The following is a 16,741-nucleotide window of genomic DNA, read 5'->3' on the forward strand; positions in this document are numbered from 1 at the left end:
TGCTTTCAGGTGCTGCGGTTCAGCTGACCAGGTTGCCTGCGATGACGGCTTCGCCGAACGCGTCGATGTAGTCGACGGCCTCGCGCGGGGTGGGCGCCTCGACGTGGGCGACGGCCCAGTTCGCGCCGTGCTGCGCGAGCTCGCCGAGCACATCCTGCGCCCGGCGCAGCGACGAATCGTCGTCGAGGTCGATCCACGGACAGATCACCTGGACGTCGACGGACTCCGGATCACGCCCCGCGTCGGCGAGCGCGTCCCGCAACCGCCCGAGCAACGCGCCGAACTGGCCGGCGGTCTCCAGCGCTGCGGTGCCGACCGCCGATGCCATGCCTGCGGGTGCCATCAGGGGCATCCAGCCGCTGCCGTACTGGACCACGCGGCGTACCGACGCCGCGGTGTTGCCGCCGATCCAGATCGGCGGATGCGGGCGTTGCACCGGCGGTTGCAGCCACATGGGGCCGGTCGCGCTGAAACCCTTTCCGCTGACCGGCTTTTCCGGTTCGGTCCAGATCGAGGTGAGTGCAGCGAGGGCTTCGTCGAGCAGCTGGGCGCGGTCATCGACGTCGACGCCGAGCGCGGCGAATTCCGAGCGCAGGTATCCCGCGCCCACGCCCGCGATCAGCCGGCCCGCCGACAGGATGTCGAGGCTGCCCAGGGACTTGGCCGATAGGTAGGGGTTGCGGAAGGGCAGCACGTACAGATTGGTCATCAGCTTGATGTCGGTGCTCACCGCGGCCATGAAGCTGAGTGCCGCGATCGGGTCCAGGGTGTCGTGGCCGCCATTGCGCCGCCATTTCAGCGACGGCGCCGGATGCTCGGACAGCGCGATCGCGGAGAACCCCGCGGCCTCGGCGTGCGTGACCACCTCTCGGATCACGTCCGGTTCGAGGAAATCGTCGGGTGCAGTCGGTAGCTCGCTCGGATACTCCAGGGTGTACCGCAATTGGCCTCCAATACTGTAATAGTTACAGTAACATCCGCTGTGCGAGTAAGAGAAGAGTCGGTGAATGGACAACGCTGATGTGCTGGTCATCGGAGCCGGGTTCTCCGGTCTCTACATGCTGCACCGGCTGCGGCAGCTCGGCATGCGGGCCCAGGTGCTGGAGAAGGCCGAAAGAGTCGGCGGCACTTGGCTGTTCAATCGGTATCCGGGTGCGCGCTGCGACATCGAGAGCATCGAGTACTCCTACAGCTTCTCCGACGAGATCCAGCAGGAGTGGGTCTGGACCGAGACCATGCCGGCCCAGCCGGAGATCGAGGCGTACCTGAACTTCGTCGCCGATCGGCTGGACCTGCGCCGCGATATCCGCTTCAACACCGACGTCACGGCGATGACGTTCGACGAGGACAGCGCGACTTGGACGCTGCAGACCGACACCGGCGAGACGTTCGTCGCGCCCTTCGTCGTCGCGGCGTCCGGGATCTTGTCGGTTCCGCTGGAACCCGACATTCCCGGCATGAACACCTTCGCGGGAAACTCGTTGTTCACCAGCCGCTGGCCCGAGGGCGGCTTCGATCTGACCGGCAAGCGCGTCGGCGTCGTCGGGACGGGTTCGACCGGTGTGCAGATGATTCCGGTGATCGCCCGGGATGTGCAGCAGCTCTTCGTCTTCCAACGGTCGCCGGCGTTCACCCTGCCCTGGGAGGTGCGTCCGTTCGCGCCGGGTGAGCTGGACGAGATGAAGGCGAACTACGGCGAGATCCGCGAAGCGCAGCGCCGGCATCCGGTCGGTGCGGCCCGGCTCTCGGCGTTCTCGGTGCTGATCGACATGCTGGTCAGCCCGCCGATCAAGGCAGCCAGCCGGGAGGAACAGCTGCGCGCGGTCGAGGAGCGCGGCGTGATGGGCGCACTCAACTGGGGTGACATCTTCTTCGACATCGAGGCCAACCGGATGGCCACCGCGCTGTACGGCGAGGCGATCGCGCGGATCGTCACCGATCCCGAGACGGCGGCGGCGCTGGTGCCCAGCCATCCCTTCGGCTGCAAGCGCCCGATCATCGACCAGGGGTACTACGAGACCTTCAACCGCGACAACGTCACCCTGGTCGACTTGCGCAAGGATCCGATCCGGGCGGTCACCCCGGCCGGTATCGACACGTCGGCGCACCACTACGCACTCGACGTCATCATCTACGCCACCGGGTTCGACGCCATGACCGGTGCGCTCACCCGCATGGACGTGCGCGGCCGCGGCGGGGCACTGCTGCGCGACGTGTGGGGAACCGAGGGGCCGGTGTCGTACCTCGGGCTCGCGGTCGCCGGGTTCCCCAACCTGTTCATCGTCCAGGGCCCAGGCAGCCCGTCGGCGGCGACGAACTTCGTCACCGCACTGGAGCAGCACATCGAATGGATCGGCGACTGCATCGCCTACCTTCGGGCCAACGGATACCGGACCATCGACGCGCTGACCGAGGCGCAGCAGGACTGGATCGAGCACACCACATCCCTTGTGGCGCCGACGGTCCTGGTGCATCCGAGCTGCAATTCGTGGTACAACGGCGCCAACGTTCCCGGCAAGAAACGGATGTACATGGGTTACACGGCGGGCATCCCCGAATATCGTCGGCGCTGCGACGAGATCGCCGGCGGCGGTTACGTCGGCTTCAAGCTGGCCTGACCCGATGCGGTTGAGCGACGCGCACCGGCTGGCCACCCAGCTCGGCGGCGTGCTGCCGCGGTCGGTGGCCGCGCTGCAGGACGAGGGGTGGAATCCGCTGTCCGGGCGTGGTATCCGTCAGGTGGCCGAGGTCGCGCTCGACGAGCTGGTGGTCACCGGGATGACCCTGATGTCGTCGCCGCCGGCGATCGGGCGGCCGGTCGAGGAGTACGCCGCGGTGGCCGCCGAACTGTCGGCGCTCGGCGTTGCCGGTGTACACCGCGATCCGGACCCATTGCAGGTGAAGGGGATTCGTCCGGTCAATGCCGGCGTGCTCTCCTATGAGCGGATGAGCTTCGACCACGACCCGCGGCTGGTGCCCGCGCTGGCTGCCGAGCACGACGGGCCTGCGGGTGCGGAGGTGGTGCTGTTCCGCCACCAGGACGGGCCGAGACCGTGGTTGGTGTGGGTGCATGGTGCAGGTCAGGGCGGTATGTCTGACATCCTGGTGGCCCGGGTCGGCCATATTCACCGCAACCTCGGCTTCAACGTGGCCCTGCCGGTGCAGCCGGGGCACGGGCCACGCCGCGACCGGTGGCCGGCCTATCCCGGGACCGATCCGGTGGCCAACGTCGCCGGGATGGTGCGGGCCGTGTCGGAGGTGCGGGCGCTGATCGGCTGGATCGAGCCCGACGCGACGGCGATCGCGCTGTCCGGGCTGTCGTTGGGCAGTGCGGTGGCAGCGTTGACCGCGAGCCTGGACCCGCGGGTGGACGCGGTCGCGCTGTACACGCCGATCCTCGGCCTCAACGCGATGATCGCCCGGCACCTGCACCGGTGGGGCTCGGCAGCCGACATCGTCGGTGCGGCAATGGCATCCGACATCGTGTCGGACCTGACCTCGGTGATCGATCCGCTGGCCCTCGAGCCGCTGGCGCCGCCGGAACGGCGGCTGATCGTGGGTGCCTGGCACGACCAGATGGCGTACCGGCAGTGTGCGCTGGCCATGCACGAGCGATGGGGCGGCGAACTGTACTGGCACGACGGCGGTCACGTCGGGCACCTGTTCTCGGGTGCCGTGCAGGCGCAGACCGAACGATTCCTGGGCGCGCTGACTCAGGCGCCGTAGTCCAGCAGGATCCGTTCGCGGGCGTGTGCCAGCTCGGTGTCCAGGTCGAAGCCGGCCGGAAGCGCGACCCACAGGAACGCGATACCGAAGAACACCGCGGTGATATCACTTACCGCGCGATCGATATCGATTCCCCTTCGAACAGACCTGTCCCGCTGCCCTTTTCGCAGGCCTTCCGCGACATTGACGATCCCGCCTTGAAGTTGATCCGTCATCCGCTCGCGCAGCGGAGACGTCGCCTTCATGGCTTCGAAGCTGGAGACGAACATGGCGCGCAGCACGTCGGGGTCATGGGCGTACAGGTCGCGGATGCGGTCGATGTGGGCGAGTACCTGGTCCATCCCCGTCGCCTGGGGTCTGGGGTGCGGGTTGAGCCTGCCGACATACTCCTGGAGGAAATCCTCCAGGATGGCCTCCTTGCCGCCGAAGCGGGCATGCACCATCGTGCGGCTGTACCCCGCCCGCCGGCCGATCTCGGCGGCTGTGGTTGCTTCCCAACCCTTCTCGACGATCAGCTCGGCGGCGGCCGCCATCAGCCGGCGTCGGGAGGTCTCGACCCGTTCGGGTTGCGTCAAGCCACGGGCGGGAGAAGGCACCCTTGCATATTAAACACCCGACAACTATGTTTTCCAGGGTGACCTCAGCCACGGCAGCGGTGCCGTCGGGCATTGACGCCGTCGACCCGGCCTGGCTTACCGACGCCCTGGGCATGACCGTCACCGGGGTCGTCGCCGAACAGATCGCCCAGGACAGCGGCTTCTCGTCATTGCTGTATCGCCTGCACCTCACGGGTGAATCGGTTCCCGAGACCATGATCGCCAAGCTGGCGGCGCAGTCGGAGGCGCGTGGCGCGATGGAACTGCTCGGCGGCTACCGGCGAGAGCTGGCGTTCTATCGCGATATCGCCGGGCGGGCACCGATGGACACCCCGCACGTCTACGCCGCGCGGATGGCCGACGACTCCGCGGACTTCGTGCTGCTGCTGGAAGACCTGCGGGACTGGGACAACGCCGACCACCTGGCGGGGTTGTCGATCGAGCGGGCGCAGCTGTGTATCGCTCAGCTGGCGGGGCTGCATGCGTGGTCGGTAGATCCTGCGAATGCTGGAGCACTGCAGGTTTTTCCGAGCTTCGACATGCCCGCGGTCCGGGATCTTTTGGTGCCCGCGTTCGGGCCGGGCTGGGAGATCTACCGCACGCATTCGCAGCAGTCTGTTCCCGACGCGGTCGCCCGGTTCGCGCAGCGGTTCACCGAGCATGCCGCCACCGCGCTCGACGGACTTACCGAACGATCCATGCTGCTGCACGGCGACATCCGGGCCGACAACATGTTTTTCTCCGGTGGCCGGATGAAGGTGGTGGACTACCAGTTCGCCTGCGTGGGCGCGGGGGCGGCCGATATCGCCTACCTGGTCAGCCAGGGCCTGCCCGCGGAGGTCCGCCGGGGCCATGACGAGGAGCTACTCCGCGGATACCTGGACAACCTTGGAGACAGCGGATATTCGTTCGACGAAGCGTGGCGGCACTACCGCTTGGCGACCGGATTCCTGATCGTGCTGCCCGTGATCACCCTGATCGGCTGGGATGCGTTGCCGCAACGGTCACGCGAGCTGTGCCTGACGCTCACCGACCGGGCGGTGGCCACGATCGCCGACATCGACGCACTGGAGGTGTTCTCATGAGCCGAACGGCGCGCGAGGTCGTCGAGCAGTACAACCTGGTGGTCTGGAATACCCGCGATATTGCGCTGGCCGAGGAACTACTGGGCGACAGCGTGATTCGCCATGACGTCGGCGAAGCTGTGGTGCTCACACACGACGAGGCCGTCAAGCGCGTCGTCGACCACCTGGAGATGTTCGACGAGATCCGATTCGACCTCAATCTGGTCGTGGCCGGTGACGACGGCGAACACGTCGCGATCGTCTACCAGTCGCCGATGACACTCAAGGACGGTACCCGGGTGGATGTCGGCAGCATGGAGATCTTCCGCGTGGTCGACGGCAGGATCACCGAAGTCTGGAATTGTGGCTACAAACAAGGAGTGTGGGTATGACCCGCGTGCTCGATGAGCTCGGCTACTACCTCTTGGCCGGCGCCGGGGGTGAGGGTCCGGCGACCCTGATGGACGAGGCCCGCCGCGGTGAGGAGCTGGGCTTCGGCACCGGCTTCATCTCGGAACGCTGGAACGTCAAAGAGGCGTCCTCACTGGCCGGCGCGGCGCTCGCCGTCACCAACCGCATGCAGATCGCCACCGCGGCAACCAATCACAACACTCGCCACCCGCTGATCACCGGCTCGTGGGCGACCACCATGCATCGGCTGTCGGGCGGCCGGTTCACGCTCGGTATCGGCCGTGGCATCGCAGCGATCTACGGGGCCTTCGGCATTCCGCCGGTGACCACCGCGCAGATGGAAGACTTTGCGCAGGTGATGCGCAAGCTGTGGCACGGCGAGCTGATCTTCAACCACGACGGTCCATTGGGGAAGTACCCGGTTCTCCTTCTGGATCCGGACTTCAACGAGGACATCCGGCTGGCCATCGTTGCGTTCGGGCCCGAGACGCTGAAGCTCGGCGGCCGGGAATTCGATGATGTCATCCTCCACACGTACTTCACCCCGGAGACGTTGGCGCGCAGCGTCAAGACCGTCAAGGACGCCGCCGAGCAGGCCGGCCGTGACCCCGACAGCGTACGAGTGTGGTCGTGCTTCGCGACGGTGGGCGATCATCTTCCCGAGGAGCTGCGGCTGAAGAAGACCGTGGCGCGGTTGGCCACCTACCTGCAGGGCTACGGTGATCTGCTGGTGGGCACCAATGGCTGGGATCCCGCTGTGCTGGAACGCTTCCGGGCGGACTCGGTGGTGCAGTCCGTGGGTGGCGGTATCGATCACAAGGCGACCGCCGAGCAGATCGAGCACATCGCGACGCTCATTCCCCACGAGTGGCTCGAACCGTCAGCCACCGGTTCGGCGCAGCAGTGTGTCGACCGGATCCGCAAGGAATTCGACTACGGCGCCGACGCGGTGATCATGCACGGTGCGACACCGGATGAGCTGGAGCCGGTGGTCACCGCCTACCGGCAGACGGTGGACTAGCCGAAGGCGTTCCGCCTCAAGTCAATTCAGGCGCGGGCAGCGGTAACGCGGTGGCGCCCTCCGGGCGCAACCCGTCAAAGATGATCGCCAGGTAGCGGCGCCACAAGTCGGGCGGCGGATCGGAGAGGCCGTCCATCACGTGCACCGGTGCACACATCAACAGGAAGACATCGGTCCCGGTGACATCGGGGCGGATCGCGCCGGCTGCGCGCGCATTGGCGACCAGCGTCTCGACGCCCGCGTGCACTTCATCACGGATCGCTATCACCCTGGCATCGCTCGCGCTGTACGTCTGCAGATAAGTCAGATCGTGCTGGCGTCGCTGGTCGGCGGCGATGGTGAGGAATTCCAGCAGGGCCGCACCGGGATCAGCGGCATCCGACAACCGGTGCACAGCGTCGGTGAGAGTGACCAGGTGCTCGCAGACCAGGGACGCGATCAAGTCATCTTTGGAGGCGAAGTGGCGAAACACCGTGCCTTTGGCCACTCCCGCGCGGCGCGCGATATCAGCGACCGAGGCCTCCACGCCGCGCTCGGCGAACACCTCCTCGGCCGCGGCCAATAGCGAAGGCGCGGTCACCGAACCGGCCGCACTCGTCGAACTGGCCCTCGACGGGCTAGAGGCAGGCGATATCGAGATCGCCGACGCGATCGGGCTACGGGCCAAGGCCGCGCTGGCCGGGCCACCGCAGGCCTTCACCTTCTGAGTGACCAAACGGTTGAGACTAGGGCGTGATCACCGTGCGGGTGACCGGCTCGGCGACCTCCTGACGGCTGAAGATGCCGCGCTGCAGTGCGAGCAGAAGCGCATTGCGGGTTTCCTCCGGCGAAATCAGCTCGTCGAAGCCGAGATGGCCCGCCGAACGGTAGGAGGCCTCGAGTTCCATCTTCTTCAGGATTTCGCTGACGTCCTCATCGGCGTGCGATGCCCGGCTCAGCGCGGCCGCGCTCATGGCGCCCATGGTGGCACCGGGGTAGGCGAACGTTGCCACCTGATTGTCGAAGCCCAGCAGCGACATGACCATCGAGCCGAACCCGAAGGCCTTGCGCAGTGTGACATGCAGCTTCAGCGTCGTGGCCGCGGTCTGCGCGGCGAACATCCTTGCCCCGCTGCGTAGTACGCCGTTGCGTTCGGACTGGCTGCCCGGCAGCATGCCCGGGTTGTCGGCGAGGAACACCAGTGGTAGGTGGAAGGAGTCGGCAACCATGATGAAGTGCGCGGCCTTGTCCGCGGCGTCGGAGTCGATGGACCCGGCGATCTCGGTGGGCTGGTTGGCGACGACCGCGACCGGATAGCCGCCGAGATGCGCCAGCGCGCAGATGATCGCCTTGCCGAACTTCGGCTGGATCTCGAGCCAATCCGTCTCGTCGAAGACCACGTCGAGAACAGTGCGCATGTCGTAGATGTTGCGGTTGTCGCGCGAGATGATGTCGAGCAGCTCCGGAGTCGGGCGAAGACCGGCCTCCTCGTCGTACAGCCGGGTCGGGGGATACGACCATGCGCTGGAAGGGAAGTAGGACAGGTAACGACGGATATCGTCGAGCACGCCTTCGTCAGTCTCGGCGTGGTTGTGGATGACGCCACTGGGCAGCGCGACCGACGGTCCGCCGAGGTCCTCCTTCGAGATGTCCTCTCCGGTGGCCTCTTTCACGACGGGAGGACCGGCGGTGAAGATCGCACCCTGGTCACTCATGATCGAGAAGTCGCAGACCGGCGCGACGAGGGCGCCGTGGCCTGCGGACGGGCCGAGCACCGCCGAGATGGTGGGGACCTTGCCGGAACACTGCGCCTGGGCGATCAGGTCGGTCGGGGTGCGGCCGTAGTGCTCGCCGCCGGCTGCCCGGAAACCGGCACCCTCCAACAGCATCACCAACGGGATCTTGTTGCGCAGCGCGAGCTCGGCAAGCCGATAGCGCTTGGCGTTGCCGCCGGGGCCGATACTGCCGGCCAGCGTGGTGAAGTCCTCGGCGCCGACCATCACCGGTGTTCCGTTGATCCGGCCGGCGCCCGAGACCAGTCCGTCGGCCGCGATGTCACCGCCGACCAAAGTGCCGAACTCCTGGAAGGTCCCCGGATCGAGGAGGTAGTCGATTCGGCCTCGGGCGTCGAGCTTTCCCTTGCCGTGGTGCCTGGCGACGCGCTCCTCACCGCCCATCGCGTGTGCGTGTTGGCGACGGCGACTCAAGTCGTGGAGCGTCTCCTGCCAGTCCTGCGCATTGCTCATCGACGTGTCCTAACCGTGGCGGCGTTGACCATACTGAAGTGCTTACTGTAGCGTCTGCCGCCATGGGCGAGGTCGGCGGTCTCAAGGTCGACCGGGGCGTGATCAGCCGGCTCGCCCTCGTGGGTGATGCGGCCCGCGAGCTCGAGCGGCTCGGCTACGACGGATGCTGGACGGCCGAGATCAGTCACGACCCGTTCCTGCCGCTGACGCTGGCCGCCGAGCACACCACGCGGATCGAATTGGGTACGTCGATCGCGGTGGCCTTTGCGCGCAATCCGATGACAGTGGCCAATATCGGCTGGGATCTGCAGGACTATTCGCAGGGGCGGCTGCTCCTGGGGCTGGGCACACAGATCAAACCGCACATCGAGAAGCGCTTCAGCATGCCGTGGAGCCAACCGGCGCGGCGCATGCGCGAGTTCGTCCTTGCGCTGCATGCGATTTGGGACTGCTGGCGAGACGGCAGCAAGCTGAGCTTCGACGGTGATTTCTACACCCACCGGCTGATGACGCCGATGTTCGTGCCCGAGTCGCACCCGTACGGGTCGCCGAAGATCGCGATCGCGGCGGTCGGTGAGTTGATGACGGAGATGTGCGGCGAGGTCGCCGACGGTCTGATCGCGCATGCCTTCACCACCAAGCGGTATTTCGACGAAGTGACGATTCCGGCGCTGCAGCGCGGGATGGCGAAGTCGGGCCGGACGCGGGGCGACTTCCAGGTGATGGCACCGGTATTCGTGGTCACCGGTACCGACGAGGCGGAGATCGCGGCCGCCGCAGTGGGCACGCGCAAGCAGATCGCCTTCTACGCGTCGACTCCCGCGTATCGGAAGGTGTTGGAGCTGCACGGCTGGGGTGATCTGCAGACCGAGTTGCACCGGCTTTCGCTGGAGGGTCAGTGGGATGGCATGGCGACGCTGATTTCCGATGACATCCTGGAGACGTTCGCCGTCGTCGCACCCCTCGATGAGTTGGCTCGCGCGCTGCGGGAGCGCTGCGACGGGATCATCGACCGGGTGATGGTCGGGTTGCCGTCGTCGGCGTCGGAGGATACCGTGCGGGCGTTCCTCGACGAGGTGCGCACCAGCTGAGTTGCGTTGGGGGAGTTGTGTTATCCCCAGTCTTGGGTTCATCCCCAGGTCCGTTTTCGCGGGACATCTCTTGTCGGTGTTGAATCGTATGATTCACACATGTGTTCGATAGCTCAGGCGCTGGATGCGCTGGATGCGGCGGTCGAACTCGTGGCTGCCGCCGATATCGAGGAGCTGCCCGCCCCGCAACGCTTCGCCGCCATCGAGCGGCTGGAAAGCGCGATGCGCCGCCAGGTCGCGGTGTCGCATGCCCAGATCACCCATCTGGAGCGGTATGAGGGCTGCCCGCCGATTTCGTTCGTGCTGGCTGATGTGTTGCGGATCAGCCGCACCGCGGCCAACCGCCGGATTCGGGATGCTGAACAACTCTCGCCACGCACGACATTGACCGGTGATGCACTTCCGGCACTGCTCCCGGAAACCGGCGCCGCCTGGGCGGCCGGTCGCTTGGATGGTGAGCATGTGCGGGTGATTCAGAAGTTCTTCCGCGATCTGCCCGATCATGTGGGGCCGGTCGAGGTGGACAAGGCCGAACGCACCCTGGCCCAGCACGCCCAGACGATGCGACCCGATCAGCTGGAAAAAGTCGCCGATCGACTCGCGACGCACCTCAACCCCGACGGGAAGTTCTCCGAGGAAGACCGGGCCCGCAAACGCGGCTTCCTGTGGACCGGAAGTCAACGCCCCGACGGGATGAGTGAGGGGAAACTGGTGGCCACCCCGCAATTGCGGGCCGAGCTGGATGCCGTGTTCGCCAAACTCGCCGCCGCGGGACCCGATGACCTGCGCAGCCACGCCCAACGCCAGCATGATGCTCTCGCGCGGTTGGTGCGCGAGCGGCTCGGCGATCCCAAACTCGGCCAGCACAACGGCCTTCCGGTCACGATGATCGTCACCACCACCCTGCAAGACCTCCAGGCCGGTGCCGGCCAGGCCGTGACGGCGGGCGGAACGTTGATCCCGATCTCGGATCTGATTCGAATGAACGCTCCCGCGAACCACTATCTGGCGGTGTTCGACGGGGTCAGCGGGCAGTCGCTGTGGCTGGGCCGGTCCAAACGGCTGGCTTCGGCGGATCAGCGGATCATGTTGCTGGCCAAATACCGGGGCTGCACCGCACCCGGGTGCACCGTGAACGGTTACAACAGCCAGGTCCACCACGCCACCAAAGACTGGAAACACGGCGGCAGGACCGACATCGAGGACCTCACCCTGGCGTGCAAATGCGACAACCTGCTCGTCGAAAACGACGGCTGGACCACCCACCAACTCGCAGGCGGCCAAACCCACTGGAGTCCACCACCCGACGTGCCGCTGCGCGGCGGCACCAACGACTTCCATCATCCTGAGCGCTTCCTGCCGAAAGACGATGATCCCTAGGGCCGGGGAATGAATCCATGCTCACCGGCACTTGTAGGCAAGCATGACGTTCACGCTGACCGATGACTCAGCCCTGCTCCAGCCGATCACCATCGGCGCCAGCACGGCCCGGAATCGGCTGTTCATGGCGCCGTTGACGCGCTCGCGGGCGCAGGCCGACGGTACCCCCAGTGACCTGCAGGTCGAGTACTACGCGCAGCGTGCCTCGGCCGGCCTGATCATCACCGAAGCCACCGCCATCTCCCGGGCCGGCAACGGCGCCTACGTCAACACCCCGGGCATCTATACCGACCACCATCAGGAGAAGTGGGCCGAGGTCGCCGCCGCGGTCCATGCCCGGGACGGGCTGATGTTCATGCAAATCTGGCACGTGGGCCGGATGGCGCACCCGGACATCAACGGTGCCGAGTCGGTGGCACCCTCGGCGATCGCCGCGAACCTGTCAGCCCATACCCCCAATGGCAAGCAACCGCTCCCGGTGCCGCGAGCGCTGCGCACCGACGAAATCGCCGGTGTGGTCGCACAATTCCGCGCGGCCGCCCGCCGCGCAGTCGACGCAGGACTCGACGGCGTCGAAATCCATTCCGCCAACGGTTATCTGCTGCACCAGTTCCTGTCCGACACCGCCAATACCCGCACCGACCGGTACGGCGGATCTGCGCAGAATCGCGCGCGGCTGGCCGCCGAGGTCGTCGAGGCGGTGGCCGATGAAATCGGGCCCGGCCGCGTCGGGGTGCGTATCTCGCCGGGAAACTCCGCGGGCGACGTCAACGAGATCGACACCGTCTCGGCCTATGAAGCTCTGCTGCAACGGATCTCGCCACTCGGACTGGCTTACCTGCACGTCCTCATCGACCCGGATGCCCCCGAGTTCGGGGTTGTCCGGGCCCTGTGGCCAGGGCCGTTCGTGCTCAACACCGGCCGCGACGTCGACACGACCTTCTGCCAGCTGGAGAACCTCACTGAGTGGGGTGCCATCAGCGCCGCGGCCGTCGGCCGGGCCTATCTGGCCAACCCTGACCTGATCGAAAGGCTGCGCGCGGGAGCCGAACTCACCGAGCCCGACGTCGCCACGTTCTACTCACCGGGGCCGGCGGGCTATGTCGACTACCCGACGCTGGCGCCGATCGGCTGAGAAGACTTCTCATGCAGCCGCTGGCGTTCCACCGTGGCGAGATAGAACGCCCACGCGAACGCGAAGCTGGTGAACAGGCTGGAGACGAAAAACAGCCAGGGCCGTCGGATGCCCCGCCGGTAGCCGTCGACGATCGTGAACAACGGCAGCAGGATCACGTTGCCGATCGTGTAGTCCTGGCTGGCCGACGCCGCGGCGGGGTTGTCGTATCCCAGCGTGATGAACTGCCACCAGCTGCCTGCGCCGGTGAAGACGTTACCGCCGCCGTCGGCGTACTCGTGCACGAACTGGATGTTGAAGTACCAGCCCAGCGCGATCGACGCCAGACCGACGACGTAGTAGACGATCTCGAGCGCACTGACGGCGGGGCCGGTGGCCGGTCGTTTGAAGATCGATGAGTTGGATCCGATGATCCACGCGATGACGAGGACAGCCAGCACTGCATGAACGAGGAGCGTCATGGCTTCGTAACTGTAGTGAAGATTGGCCCGCGTTTTGTCAATTTTGACAATTCTTTGTGCGGTACGTTACCTGCGTGGTTCGGCCTGCTCAGACGGCGCGCAGCGAGCGCACTCGTGACGCGTTGCGCCGTGCTGCCCTGGTCCGCTTCCTCGCGCAGGGCGTGGAGGACACCTCTGCCGAGCAGATCGCCGACGATGCGGGCGTCTCGCTGCGCACGTTCTACCGGCACTTCACGTCCAAGCACGACCTGCTCTTTGCCGATTACGACGTGGGTCTGGAATGGTTCCGTGCTGCGCTGAACGCCCGCTCACCGGGTGAGTCGATCATCGAATCGGTGCAGTCGGCCATCGACGCCTCGCCCTACGATCCGGAGGCCGTCGCCCAGATCGCCTCGCTGCGGGCCAAGGAACTCGACCCCGGCCGCATCGTCCGCCACACCAGGCAGGTGGAGGCCGAGTTCGCCGACGCAATTGCCGACCAGCTGTCCCTGAGTACCCCGCCGACCACACCCGACGAACGGCTGCGTGTCATCGTCACGGCCCGCTGCATTGCCGCGGCCGTCTTCGGGGCGATGGAGCTGTGGATGGTCGGCGAGGACAGGTCCCTGACCGAGCTGGGGCGGCTGTGCCGTACCGCGCTCGAGTCGCTGCGCGGCGGGATCATCGAAGGCTGACGACGGTCAGAATCCGAACCCGAGCTCGGCGGGAGCCTCCCAGCTGAACGCAAGGTCGAGGTGTCGCAGTAGGTCCGGTTTGTCGCAGTGCAGCCGATGCACGGCGGCGAACGCCGACGGGCGATGAGCGCCGAGGTAGATGCTGCCCAGCACCGACAGGTCAAGCCGGACCTCCGGCGACTCGTCGCTGGGCACACAGCGGGCCTGGCCGTCCCGAATGATCAGCGCGTACCGTCCGCCGCCGTGGAATTCAGCATCGGACACCTCGATCACCGTCGACACATCGTGTGAATAGCGTCGAGCCGCTAAAACCATTGGAACATCGACGATTCGCAGCCAAAGCGCGTCCTCGCTGCTGACGGTGCAGGCTTGGCGCGGGTCGGCCAGCAGGTGAGGCAACGGATCAGCAGGGTGGGTGCCGACCGTGATGGTGTGCATGAGGTCCAACCCAAGCAGCGTCTGCCAGAGTGCGAGACGGGCATCGCCGGTCACAGCGGTGAACTTGGTGACTTCGACGGACTTTCCGGCCTCGGCGTCGTGCGTCCGGTACATGACGAAGCCGTCGTCGTGCAGGAGGCAGAACAGCGGGCTGCCACCATGCCGGGCCGAGGCGCGATCGGCGAGGACTTCGTCCCACAGCTGCGGCGGGGTGCGCAGACCGCCGGGTGTGCGCCGCCGCCATCGCTCCCATATATCGGCCAAGTGGTCGCGGTGTTCTGCCGGGTCCACCACCCGCACACCACCGATGGTCGGAACCTCGGGGTGTAGCCGCGCGTGGCGACGCTCGATGCTCAGTGCTGTCTCGGTGGTCGCGGGCCCATAGCCGAAACGGCCGTAAATGGTTGCCTCGCTGGCGAGCAAGCCCGCAATCGGATACTGCGCCTGGACGATTCGTTGATGTAGTCCGGTGAACATGGCCCGCAGCAGTCCGCGGCGTCGGTGCGTCGGCGCCACGGCCACCCAGGTCACACCGGCGGTGGGGAGCTGCCGCCCTCCCGGCACCGTGAGCTCAAGATCCAGCAGCATGCACATGCCGACGATGTCGGTGCCGTCGCAGCCGAGGATCACCCCTTCTCGGGGTGACATCGATCGCCAGGTGGTCAGGGTGTCGGGATCTCGGAATGAGCCGAAACACGTCGCGGCCAGCCGCCTCATCGCCGGCCAGTCGTCATCACGAGCACTGCGCAATGTGATGCCCTCAGGCAGCGGAATGGCATCGACCACGCGGTCGACGTTGTCATATGCGAGTGGCTGCCGCATTCCTATTTCTTTCGTGCTCTCACCTGGCGCGGCCATAGCTGATCTGCACCCGTGGCATGCTGAGGCCATGCATGCTTTTCGCGCCGCCGTCGAAGCCGGTGATTTCGACGCTCTGCCCGCCCTCTGCACCGACGACGTCGTCTTCCGCAGCCCCATCGCGCACAAGCCGTATCAGGGCCGCGAGCAGATCGGCGTGATCCTTCGGGCGGTGTCCCGGGTCTTCGCCGACCTGACCTACGTCAAGGAGATCGGCGGCGAGGGCCAGGCGGACCACGCGCTGGTGTTCGTCGCCAAGGTGGGCGACCTCGAGATCAACGGCTGCGATTTCCTGCACGTCCGCGAGGACGGCCTGATCGACGAGTTCACCGTGATGCTGCGCCCGCTCAAGGCGATCACCGCGTTCGCCGAGCGGATGGCGAAGGAATTTGAAAAGGAAATGGCCGCGGCCGGATTGGCGTAAATCCCGGCGTGTGCTCCGCGCTTCGGCCGCCGACCGGAGGACGATCTAGTGCATGGCGAGGATCGGTGACGACTCCCTGATCGTGTCGGGGGAGCAGCGTCCCGACGGCACTTGGCTTCTCACCATCCGCTACACCGTGCACTTCGAGCAGGGCGAGCTCGGCACCCGCTTCGCCGACTCGGTGCAGATCTGTGCTGACGGCGGCGCGACACCGGTGCCGTTCATCGCCTGCGGTCGCTCGGTGCTTCGCAAGAAACGCATCGTCGTCGACGACAACACCCTCACCGACGATGCCAGCGCGACGGTGTGCGTGCGCGGCTGCGCCGGTGCGCTGACTCAGTCGGCGCGGTTGCGCAGGATCTCCATCCAGTCGGTCGGCACCCGCCCGCGCGGGCCCGGCGTGGTCTCCTCGACCGGGCGGCACTCCGGCGGCGCCAGGACGGGCCCGTCGTAGTACTGGTTGCTCTGGTAGTCCCAAAACCAGTCCTCGCCCGGCTCGAACGACCGGATGATCGGATGCCCGCTCTCCCGCCAGTGCGCGGCGGCGTGCCGCATCAGCGAATCGTCGCAGCAGCCGATGTGGCCACACGCCGCGCAGCGCCGCAGGTGCACCCACCAGCCGCCGGCGGCATCGCATTCGACGCAGCCGGTGCCGCTTGGTGGAACCGTTGGATCGACCGCTTCACCCATGTTTGGCAGCTTACTGCCCCCGACCTGAATTTCCTTGCGGCGCAGAGACCTCATGGCGAACGGCCGTGCGATCAGCCGCCACCAACTATGGTCACGCCATGGCAACTAAAGATTCCCGTGAGGTCGTGATCGAGGCCAGCCCCGAGGAGATCCTCGCCGTCATCACGGACGTCGAGTCGACGCCGACCTGGTCACCGCAGTATCAAAGCGCGGAAGTGCTGGAGGCCTATGACGACGGCAGACCGCAGAAGGTCAAGATGACGATCAAGGCGGCCGGCCTGACCGACGAGCAGATCGTCGAATACACCTACGGCGACAACGTGGTGAGCTGGACCCTGCTCAAGGCCAGCCAATTACGTTCGCAGGACGGCAAGTACACGTTGACTCCGGACGGTGACAAGACCAAGCTGCGCTTCGACCTGTCCATCGACCTCGCGGTGCCGCTGCCCGGGTTCGTCGTCAAGCGGGTCATCAAGGGCGCGCTGGAGACCGCCACCGACGGGCTGCGCAAGCAGGTGCTGAAGATCCAGAAAGGCAGCTGAGTTAC

Annotated in this window: 20 protein-coding genes; 13 read left to right on the plus strand and 7 right to left on the minus strand. The window is 66.4% G+C overall.

Going from position 1 to position 16,741, the window contains the following annotated elements; all coding sequences use genetic code 11:
* Nucleotides 1-19: 19 nt before the first annotated feature.
* Complete coding sequence (locus tag HPC46_RS20185; protein WP_179473144.1) at nucleotides 20-943, minus strand: TIGR03619 family F420-dependent LLM class oxidoreductase; 924 nt, start codon at nucleotides 941-943, stop codon at nucleotides 20-22.
* Nucleotides 944-1,007: 64 nt separating this feature from the next.
* Between HPC46_RS20185 and HPC46_RS20190 the strand changes: the two genes are divergently transcribed.
* Both HPC46_RS20190 and HPC46_RS20195 read left to right on the plus strand, forming a co-directional pair.
* On the plus strand, nucleotides 1,008-2,618 hold the full coding sequence (locus HPC46_RS20190) for a flavin-containing monooxygenase (protein ID WP_179473146.1): 1,611 nt from the start codon (nucleotides 1,008-1,010) through the stop codon (nucleotides 2,616-2,618).
* Between the two features lie 4 nt (nucleotides 2,619-2,622).
* On the plus strand, nucleotides 2,623-3,726 hold the full coding sequence (locus tag HPC46_RS20195) for an alpha/beta hydrolase family protein (protein ID WP_179473149.1): 1,104 nt from the start codon (nucleotides 2,623-2,625) through the stop codon (nucleotides 3,724-3,726).
* On the opposite strand, the gene HPC46_RS20200 is transcribed toward HPC46_RS20195, so the two are convergent.
* Nucleotides 3,714-4,322 (minus strand): TetR/AcrR family transcriptional regulator, encoded by a 609-nt coding sequence (locus HPC46_RS20200; RefSeq protein WP_179473150.1) that lies wholly within the window; start codon nucleotides 4,320-4,322, stop codon nucleotides 3,714-3,716. The genes HPC46_RS20195 and HPC46_RS20200 overlap by 13 nt on opposite strands.
* Nucleotides 4,323-4,348: 26 nt before the next feature.
* On the opposite strand from HPC46_RS20200, the gene HPC46_RS20205 reads away from it, so the two are divergent.
* Genes HPC46_RS20205 through HPC46_RS20215 form a run of 3 tightly spaced genes read left to right on the plus strand, consistent with a single transcriptional unit; the run spans nucleotide 4,349 to nucleotide 6,818 of the window.
* On the plus strand, nucleotides 4,349-5,407 hold the full coding sequence (locus HPC46_RS20205) for a phosphotransferase (RefSeq protein WP_179473152.1): 1,059 nt from the start codon (nucleotides 4,349-4,351) through the stop codon (nucleotides 5,405-5,407).
* Nucleotides 5,404-5,778, plus strand: a complete 375-nt coding sequence (locus tag HPC46_RS20210) for a nuclear transport factor 2 family protein (RefSeq protein WP_179473154.1) — start codon at nucleotides 5,404-5,406, stop codon at nucleotides 5,776-5,778. Before HPC46_RS20205 ends, HPC46_RS20210 begins: the two co-directional genes overlap by 4 nt.
* Nucleotides 5,775-6,818: a TIGR03857 family LLM class F420-dependent oxidoreductase gene (locus tag HPC46_RS20215; RefSeq protein ID WP_179473156.1), complete on the plus strand. Its 1,044-nt coding sequence runs from the start codon at nucleotides 5,775-5,777 to the stop codon at nucleotides 6,816-6,818. The genes HPC46_RS20210 and HPC46_RS20215 overlap by 4 nt, the downstream gene beginning before the upstream one ends.
* A gap of 16 nt (nucleotides 6,819-6,834) precedes the next feature.
* Here the strand turns inward: HPC46_RS20215 and HPC46_RS20220 are convergent, their stop codons facing one another.
* Nucleotides 6,835-7,398 carry a TetR/AcrR family transcriptional regulator gene (locus HPC46_RS20220; protein WP_179473158.1) on the minus strand — a complete coding sequence of 188 codons (564 nt, stop codon included), beginning with the start codon at nucleotides 7,396-7,398 and terminating at the stop codon, nucleotides 6,835-6,837.
* On the opposite strand from HPC46_RS20220, the gene HPC46_RS35970 reads away from it, so the two are divergent.
* Entirely contained in the window at nucleotides 7,292-7,525 is a 234-nt protein-coding gene (locus HPC46_RS35970; protein ID WP_407665535.1) for a hypothetical protein, read from the plus strand. The two genes, HPC46_RS20220 and HPC46_RS35970, sit on opposite strands and share 107 nt — an antisense overlap.
* Nucleotides 7,526-7,543: 18 nt before the next feature.
* On the opposite strand, the gene HPC46_RS20230 is transcribed toward HPC46_RS35970, so the two are convergent.
* Nucleotides 7,544-9,043: an acyl-CoA carboxylase subunit beta gene (locus HPC46_RS20230; protein ID WP_179473160.1), complete on the minus strand. Its 1,500-nt coding sequence runs from the start codon at nucleotides 9,041-9,043 to the stop codon at nucleotides 7,544-7,546.
* 62 nt (nucleotides 9,044-9,105) lie between these two features.
* Here HPC46_RS20230 and HPC46_RS20235 point away from each other — a divergent pair, with 62 nt between their 5' ends.
* The 3 genes from HPC46_RS20235 (at nucleotide 9,106) to HPC46_RS20245 (ending at nucleotide 12,649) form a co-directional block, all read left to right on the plus strand.
* Nucleotides 9,106-10,134 (plus strand): LLM class F420-dependent oxidoreductase, encoded by a 1,029-nt coding sequence (locus HPC46_RS20235; protein ID WP_179473162.1) that lies wholly within the window; start codon nucleotides 9,106-9,108, stop codon nucleotides 10,132-10,134.
* Nucleotides 10,135-10,233: 99 nt separating this feature from the next.
* Nucleotides 10,234-11,514, plus strand: a complete 1,281-nt coding sequence (locus HPC46_RS20240) for an HNH endonuclease signature motif containing protein (RefSeq protein ID WP_179473164.1) — start codon at nucleotides 10,234-10,236, stop codon at nucleotides 11,512-11,514.
* 43 nt (nucleotides 11,515-11,557) lie between these two features.
* Complete coding sequence (locus tag HPC46_RS20245; RefSeq protein WP_179473167.1) at nucleotides 11,558-12,649, plus strand: alkene reductase; 1,092 nt, start codon at nucleotides 11,558-11,560, stop codon at nucleotides 12,647-12,649.
* Here the strand turns inward: HPC46_RS20245 and HPC46_RS20250 are convergent.
* Entirely contained in the window at nucleotides 12,622-13,110 is a 489-nt protein-coding gene (locus HPC46_RS20250; RefSeq protein WP_179473169.1) for a DUF2834 domain-containing protein, read from the minus strand. The genes HPC46_RS20245 and HPC46_RS20250 overlap by 28 nt on opposite strands.
* Nucleotides 13,111-13,184: 74 nt before the next feature.
* On the opposite strand from HPC46_RS20250, the gene HPC46_RS20255 reads away from it, so the two are divergent.
* Complete coding sequence (locus HPC46_RS20255; protein WP_036420681.1) at nucleotides 13,185-13,784, plus strand: TetR/AcrR family transcriptional regulator; 600 nt, start codon at nucleotides 13,185-13,187, stop codon at nucleotides 13,782-13,784.
* Nucleotides 13,785-13,790: 6 nt separating this feature from the next.
* On the opposite strand, the gene HPC46_RS20260 is transcribed toward HPC46_RS20255, so the two are convergent.
* On the minus strand, nucleotides 13,791-15,044 hold the full coding sequence (locus tag HPC46_RS20260; RefSeq protein ID WP_179473171.1) for an enhanced intracellular survival protein Eis: 1,254 nt from the start codon (nucleotides 15,042-15,044) through the stop codon (nucleotides 13,791-13,793).
* Between the two features lie 67 nt (nucleotides 15,045-15,111).
* Here HPC46_RS20260 and HPC46_RS20265 point away from each other — a divergent pair, with 67 nt between their 5' ends.
* Nucleotides 15,112-15,504, plus strand: a complete 393-nt coding sequence (locus tag HPC46_RS20265) for a nuclear transport factor 2 family protein (RefSeq protein ID WP_179473173.1) — start codon at nucleotides 15,112-15,114, stop codon at nucleotides 15,502-15,504.
* A 52-nt stretch (nucleotides 15,505-15,556) separates the two neighbouring features.
* Entirely contained in the window at nucleotides 15,557-15,958 is a 402-nt protein-coding gene (locus tag HPC46_RS20270) for a hypothetical protein (protein ID WP_179473175.1), read from the plus strand.
* Here HPC46_RS20270 and HPC46_RS20275 read toward each other — a convergent pair.
* A complete protein-coding gene (locus tag HPC46_RS20275; RefSeq protein ID WP_179473177.1) occupies nucleotides 15,841-16,194 on the minus strand; it encodes a UBP-type zinc finger domain-containing protein in 354 nt (117 codons plus the stop codon). The two genes, HPC46_RS20270 and HPC46_RS20275, sit on opposite strands and share 118 nt — an antisense overlap.
* Before the next feature lie 98 nt (nucleotides 16,195-16,292).
* Between HPC46_RS20275 and HPC46_RS20280 the strand changes: the two genes are divergently transcribed.
* Complete coding sequence (locus tag HPC46_RS20280; RefSeq protein ID WP_179473179.1) at nucleotides 16,293-16,736, plus strand: SRPBCC family protein; 444 nt, start codon at nucleotides 16,293-16,295, stop codon at nucleotides 16,734-16,736.
* Nucleotides 16,737-16,741: the final 5 nt, after the last annotated feature.

This window comes from Mycolicibacterium vinylchloridicum, from assembly GCF_013404075.1.
Classification (GTDB): Bacteria; Actinomycetota; Actinomycetes; order Mycobacteriales; family Mycobacteriaceae; genus Mycobacterium; species Mycobacterium vinylchloridicum.